Source organism: Candidatus Benthicola sp., from assembly GCF_058719085.1.
On record NZ_JBZQEK010000148.1, the window covers coordinates 24071 to 30159 of the forward strand.

A 6089-nucleotide genomic window follows, 5' to 3' on the forward strand; every position below is an offset into this window, starting at 1 on the left:
CGGTCGTCCCCCCGGCGGCCGGGCGGTGTATGTTGTGAAACGCCGTCATTCCCGGAACCGTAGGATCGACATGAACTGGATTCGACGAGACCTCAGGCACGCTCTCCGATCGCTGAGACGCGGCGGCCTGCTGATCGCGATCGCGGTACTGTCGCTCGGAATCGGGATCGGCTCGGTGACGACGATCTTCACGGCGGTCGACGTCTTCATGCTGCGTCCGCTTCCGTATCCGGATTCCGACCACCTGTTCTCGGTGTACACCACCAATCCCGACCGCGGGTGGACGAGCGTCTCCTTTTCCGTGCCCGACTTCGTCGACTATCGGGAGCGCAGCCGGACGCTGGACATCGCCGTCTCCCGCGGCGCCTCCTTCAACCTCTCACAGGGGGATCGCCCGGAGCGCGCCCAGGGCCGCCGAATCTCGGCGAACTTCCTCCGGGTGCTGGGTTTGAACCCCGTGCTCGGCCGTGGATTCACGCCCGACGAGGAGGTGGAGGGAGGCCCGCGGGTGGCGATCATCGGTCACGGTCTGTGGGAGCGAAGGTACGGGGCGGATCCGGACGCCGTCGGCCGGGACCTCCTTCTCGACGGCGAGGCCTACACCGTCGTGGGCGTCATGCCGCCCGATTTCTGGTACGGGTCCGTGTTCGACGAGGTATGGGTCCCCTTCACCATCGCGGGCGACGAGTCCCGCAACAGCCACTACATCCAGGGCCTGGCGCGCCTGAGGCCCGGCTTCTCGCCGGAGCAGGCGGCCGATGAGGTCGAACGGATCGCGGCCCAGCTCGAGACCGAGTACCCGGAGACGAACGCCGGGAACGGGGCCCGGATCGAGACGCTGCACGAGGACATCTTCAACGAGGGCTTCCGGGTCGGGACCTCGATATCGAGCCTCGCGGTCCTCTTTCTCCTCCTGATCGCCTGTGCCAACGTGGCCAATCTGCTGCTCACGCACGCGGTCGGGAGAGAGCGCGAGATGGCGGTCCGGACGGCCCTCGGCGCCGGACGGGGACGCATCGTCCGCCATTTCCTGACCGACGCCCTCGTGGTGTCGATGGCGGGTGGGGTCCTGGGGGTGCTCCTCTCGGTCTTCGGCATCCGGTGGCTGGTCTCGATCATGCCTCCGTGGTTCCCGCGGGTGAACGAAATCGGCCTGGACGGACGGGCCCTGGCCTTCACCGGTCTTCTCGTGATTCTCTGCGCCGTCATCGTCGGTCTCGCACCGGCGCTGCAGGGCTCACGGGTGAGCACGTCGGAGTCGCTCAAGGAGGGAGGGCGTGGAGGGACGGCCGCGCGCGGAGGCCGCCTTCGAAAAGGGCTGGTGGTGGGGGAAGTCGCTCTCGCGCTCGCACTTCTGGTGACCTCGGCGCTCCTCGTGCAGGCCTTCTTCCACCTGCGCCTGGCCGACCGCGGCTTCGACGAGAGCGACCTGCTCGCCTTCCGGATCGCGCTTCCCGAGGCGGACTACCCGGACCGGACGGCGATCAACGCCTTCCACGAGGACCTCACGCGGCGGCTGCAGTCGCTTCCCGGCGTCACCGCCGTGGGGGCGACGCTCACGCTGCCCTCGCAGGGCAACAACAGCGTGTACTACACGCTGCCGGGGGACGACGTGGTGACGGACCAGGATCGCAAGGTGACGAACTGGCTGGACATCACGCCCGGCTACTTCGACGCGATGGACGTGCCGATCGTCCGTGGAAGGGGGTTCGAGGACGCGGACCGGGAAGGCGCTCGCGAGGTCGTGGTGATCAACGAGCTGCTCGCGGAGCGCCACTGGCCGGACCGAAACCCGATCGGGCGGGAGATGCTGTTCGGCGACGAGGGACGCGAGATCGTGGGAGTAGCCGCGAACACGGGGGTGGCCACGGGGAGTCCGGGTGAAAGCCCGATGGTGTACTGGCCGGTCTATCAGGGGGAGCGCCGCAACCTCGGCTATCTGGTGGAGTCCAGCGCCCCCCTGGCATCGCTGTACGAGCCGGTTCGAGCCACCATCCGGGCCATGGACCCGAATCTCCCGCCGTATGGGCTGCGGCCCCTGCGCGAGATCATCGACGAGTCGCTCGGCGGCGACACCATCATGGCGAAGATCATGAGCGTGGTGGCCGTGGTGGCGTTCGTGCTCGCTCTCGCCGGGGTGTACGGCGTGATGGCCTACTCGGTGTCCCAGCGTCGACACGAGCTCGGAATCCGCATGGCGCTCGGGGCGAGAAACGGGGACGTGGTCGCGATGATCGTTCGGCAGGGGACAGTGCTGGCCGGGATCGGGATCTTCGTCGGGCTCGGCCTCGCGTACGCCATGGCCCGCGGCGTGTCCTTCTTCCTCTACGGAGTCGGCGCCTTCGAGGCCTGGACCTACGGTGGAATGGCCTCCGCCCTGCTGCTGTCCGGGGTGATCGCCACGTGGCTTCCGGCGCGCAGGGCGACCCGTGTCGATCCGGTGGAGGCCCTGCGGGCGGAGTGAAACGCGGTCGGTCGGCCTTCTCGGACGGACGACGTCAGAAGCGGTACTCCAGCGAGAGCACCGCGGAATGGAACCAGGCGAAGGTGTAGACGTCCTCCACGTCGGCCCCGCCTTCGACCGTCCGGTACCCGGCGGCCACCGACCAGCGTGGCGACAGGTCCCGCCGAAGCTTCAGCGACACATCGAACGCCCGTCCCTGGGACGCCGCGGCTCCGTCCGCGTCCAGCGCCAGCGCCCACCCGGGCGACGGGCGCCACGCGGCGTTCAGGTGGAGGAGGGGCACGAAGCCGAGGTCGTCGTAGGACGAGGCGATATCGTCCTGCTCGAGCCCGATTTCGGCCGACCGTACCTTGGCCGTCAGCCCGAGAGCGAGGTCCCACCGGGGATCCAGGATGAGGCGATAGGCCCAGGTGAGGCGGTACGAATCGAATCGGTACGTGGCCGTCGTGGGGACGCCGGGGGCGAAGGTGGATCCGTTGAAATCGGTGGTCTCGGACAGCGTTCCCGTGCCCTCGATCGAAAGGGGGGCGACGAGCAGCCGAACCACGTTGCGCCTTCCCAGCCGCGCTTCCGCGTACAGGCGGAAGGCGGCGAACGGTCCCGATCCCGTGAGATCGTCGAGCGCGAAGCGAGTGCCCGACGCATCATTGGGAATCTGCACGTCGTTTCGCGTCTGCCACGCCGGTCCCCCCTCGAGCTCGACGCTGAAGCGAGACCCGGGCTCGGGCTGCTGGGCGAGGCCGGACGCGGGAATACCGGCCAGACAGGCCGCGCCTCCGAATAGCAGGAGGATGCCCCTGCGCAGCGAACTCATCGAATAGAACCCTTCAAGCGGACAGGCGGCTGGCGATGAGGTAGCCTGCCACGGCGACCGCCGCGCACAGGACCGTGCCCCAGGCCATGTCGACCAGTGCGAGCTGCGTCCTGAACCCCCGGAGCACGGCCAGGTTCGTCAGATCGTAAGTGGCGTAGGTGACGAGGCCGAAGAAGGCTCCCATCCCGACCGCGCGGGCCGGAGATCCTCTCTCGACCGCGGGAAAGACCACGAACACAAGGATCGCCGCCACGAACAGGGCGTAGAAAGCGAAAGCGGGGAGCCATTGGACCTGGTCCCGCATCAACGACCCCATCTGGTCCCGGTAGAAGCCGCGTGCCACCGCGCCGAGCCAGGCGAAGTCGAGGACCAGGAAGGTCACCAGGGACCCCACGTACGTCCACAGGTAAACACCGACGTTCATGCTTGTCTCCATTGTCTAGTGATAATCCAGGATATATACAGACAACGTGAGCCATCCGCCACCCGGGAAGGCGGTCGTCCGGATCGGGGGTCAGGGTCCGCCGCGCCTCTCGATGCGGGGGGGACGGATGAGGCAGCGGGCGCCGCGCCGGGCGCGGACGGCCGCTGGAAGCCGGGGCCGGCCGGCCCCGCGACCTGCGCCAACCGGTCTAGATGGCGCAGGTCATGTCCGAGCCGCAGCACATCGGTGACTTGATCATGCCGTGTCCGTTCGGGCACTTCGACACGTGGACCGTGCTGCCGTCATCCTTCGTCAGCGTCTCGTGCACGAGCTCGGCGCCACAATTCCCGCACGTGATGATGCCGACGCTCATTCCGCAGGTGGGGCAGGTGTACAGAGCCATTTCGATCTTCCTCTCCGGGGTCTCGTTTTCGGATCTCGTGCGCTCGTCACGTCCTCGACGACCGGTCTCCATCCGACCGTCAGCGTAGCGCTGGATGCGCTTCGGGGCCAGCCCGCCCGGAGGTCCCGTGCCCGGGCGGCGTTCGTTCGTCTCCGGTCTCCGGATCCGCCACCCCGAGAGCCGCATTCATCATGGCCGCGAACGCCTCGGCCGCCGGCTCTCCCGTCGTCTCGCTGGTCGTGTTGAACACGAGGATCACCGCGGACTCGCTGGCGGGCTGGAAGTACAGAAAGGCGCGGTACCCTGCCTGGCTGCCCGTGTGGCCGATCACCGAGCGATCGCCCTGGCGGACCGTGAAGAACGACAGGCCGAGGCTGTCCGACCGGACGGCCGACCCGTCCTCGGAGACGGCCAGACGAGGCGCCCACATCTCCTCGAGGGTCGACCGGGAAAGCACGGCGTCCCAGCGTGGCCGCAGGTCCGGGTCGGGCGGGGCACCGGACGAGAGGAAGGCCGCATAGGTCGCCAGGTCTTCGACCGGCGCGTTCCAGCCGCCGTTCGGGATCGTGATGCCCGGATCGAAGTCCGCTCCGTGGTCGACGAGCCGGGTCTGCCCTTCTTCCCCGGCCACCACGAGGCCGTATCCATGCGACCGGTGCGCGGCCAGCCAGTAGGGAGTGGTCCCGAAGTAGCTGCGGTCGAGGCCGAGCGGCGAGAACAGGTTCTTCTGCACGTAAGACTGCCACGAATCCCCGGTGATCGACTCGATGACGCGGGCCAGGTAGATGAAGCCGGGATTCGAGTACGAGAACTGCTCGCCAGGCGGAAACCGCAACTGTTGATACGGCATCATCGCCACCAGCTGGTTCCACGTCGTAGGCTCGAACGGTTCCCAGTCCCGACCCTCCGTCCACGGCCACGTGGGGCCCTGCAGTCCGGCCGAGTGCGTGAGCAGCCTCTCGATCGTGATGCTGTCCACGGCGCCGTACGGATCATGGATCCGACGCAATTCGGGCACCCAGCGGACCACGGGATCATCGAGGTCGAGGAGGCCTCTGTCCCGGAGCTGCATGATGGCGATCGCGGTCAGCGTCTTGGTGATCGATCCCCAGTGAAACAGGGTGCTGTCGTCGACCACCCGTCCGCTCGACTCGTCGGCATAGCCGTAGTGGAAGCGCGCCACGATCCGGCCTTTCCGCAGCGCCGCGGCGCTGCCTCCGACGATTCCGCTGGCGTTGGCGTAGGCGCGAAAGCGATCGACGAGCTCCGGCCACCCCGTCACTTCCTCGATCGCCGCCTCTTCCTGGGCGGGAAGGGGACGAGGGCCGACGGGGGTGCAGGGGACCAGGAGCAGGGCGACACCGAACGCCATGGCGGTCACGGGCTTCCTCACGTTCACCTCCTGGGTGTGGCGACGGGGGGCATCGGTTCACTCTACGTGGCCCGACCGGGCCGGTCGAGTCCCCGCCGGCGCCTGCCTGTGGTACCGGGACCGCTTCGCGTACATTGGGTCGCCGCCGACCGCGGAGCGCCCGCGGTTCGCACCGAGACCGACATGAGGAGCGTGCAGTGATCCAGCCGGCAGCCGGGGACCGTTTCCGTCTCCCCCTCCGCGGGGCCCAGAACCCATCGTCGAGCGGGCAGGGGACGACCCCCGGAAGCTTCGCCCACGCACCCGACATCGGTGGGCCGCTGACCTTCTCGTCGCCCGACACGCCCGGCATGCCGACCCCGTCCTCGAAGACGGCCCGGGACTTCAACCCGGCGCCCCGCGAGGCGGACCGGGCGGTGACCCAACTGGAGAAGGCGCGTCTCGGGATCGTTACGCCGGAGATGCGGAGGGTGGCGGAGCGCGAGCCGCACCTCTCTCCGGACCAGGTGCGGGACGAGGTGGCCGCCGGACGGTTGATCATCCCCGCGAACCGCGTGCACCTCGGTTACCGGCTCGATCCGATCGCGATCGGTCGGGCGAGCCGCACGAAGG

At 68.4% G+C, this 6089-nt stretch carries 6 protein-coding genes; 2 read left to right on the forward strand and 4 right to left on the reverse strand.

Annotated features, from left to right (window positions below; genetic code table 11):
• The first annotated feature begins 70 nt into the window (after window positions 1-70).
• A complete protein-coding gene (locus tag AC36XV_RS11120; RefSeq protein WP_492203755.1) occupies window positions 71-2464 on the forward strand; it encodes an ABC transporter permease in 2394 nt (797 codons plus the stop codon).
• 34 nt (window positions 2465-2498) lie between these two features.
• Here the strand turns inward: AC36XV_RS11120 and AC36XV_RS11125 are convergent, their stop codons facing one another.
• The 4 genes from AC36XV_RS11125 to AC36XV_RS11140 all read right to left on the reverse strand — a co-directional run bounded on the left by AC36XV_RS11125 (window position 2499) and on the right by AC36XV_RS11140 (window position 5498).
• Entirely contained in the window at window positions 2499-3278 is a 780-nt protein-coding gene (locus tag AC36XV_RS11125; RefSeq protein WP_492203756.1) for a porin family protein, read from the reverse strand.
• A gap of 13 nt (window positions 3279-3291) precedes the next feature.
• Window positions 3292-3702, reverse strand: coding sequence for a DUF2177 family protein (locus AC36XV_RS11130; protein WP_492203757.1), 411 nt, complete (start codon window positions 3700-3702; stop codon window positions 3292-3294).
• 208 nt (window positions 3703-3910) lie between these two features.
• Complete coding sequence (locus tag AC36XV_RS11135) at window positions 3911-4105, reverse strand: hypothetical protein (RefSeq protein WP_492203758.1); 195 nt, start codon at window positions 4103-4105, stop codon at window positions 3911-3913.
• Window positions 4106-4184: 79 nt separating this feature from the next.
• On the reverse strand, window positions 4185-5498 hold the full coding sequence (locus AC36XV_RS11140) for a serine hydrolase domain-containing protein (protein WP_492203759.1): 1314 nt from the start codon (window positions 5496-5498) through the stop codon (window positions 4185-4187).
• A gap of 176 nt (window positions 5499-5674) precedes the next feature.
• Here AC36XV_RS11140 and AC36XV_RS11145 point away from each other — a divergent pair.
• Window positions 5675-6089 (forward strand): phosphomethylpyrimidine synthase ThiC (locus AC36XV_RS11145; RefSeq protein WP_492203760.1); only part of this gene is annotated, 415 nt, incomplete at its 3' end.

Coding starts and splice junctions, on each gene's coding strand:
- AC36XV_RS11120 (WP_492203755.1), top strand. CDS start 71: ATGAACTGGATTCGACGAGACCTCAGGCACGCTCTCCGATCGCTGAGA.
- AC36XV_RS11130 (WP_492203757.1), bottom strand. CDS start 3,702: ATGAACGTCGGTGTTTACCTGTGGACGTACGTGGGGTCCCTGGTGACC.
- AC36XV_RS11125 (WP_492203756.1), bottom strand. CDS start 3,278: ATGAGTTCGCTGCGCAGGGGCATCCTCCTGCTATTCGGAGGCGCGGCC.
- AC36XV_RS11135 (WP_492203758.1), bottom strand. CDS start 4,105: ATGGCTCTGTACACCTGCCCCACCTGCGGAATGAGCGTCGGCATCATC.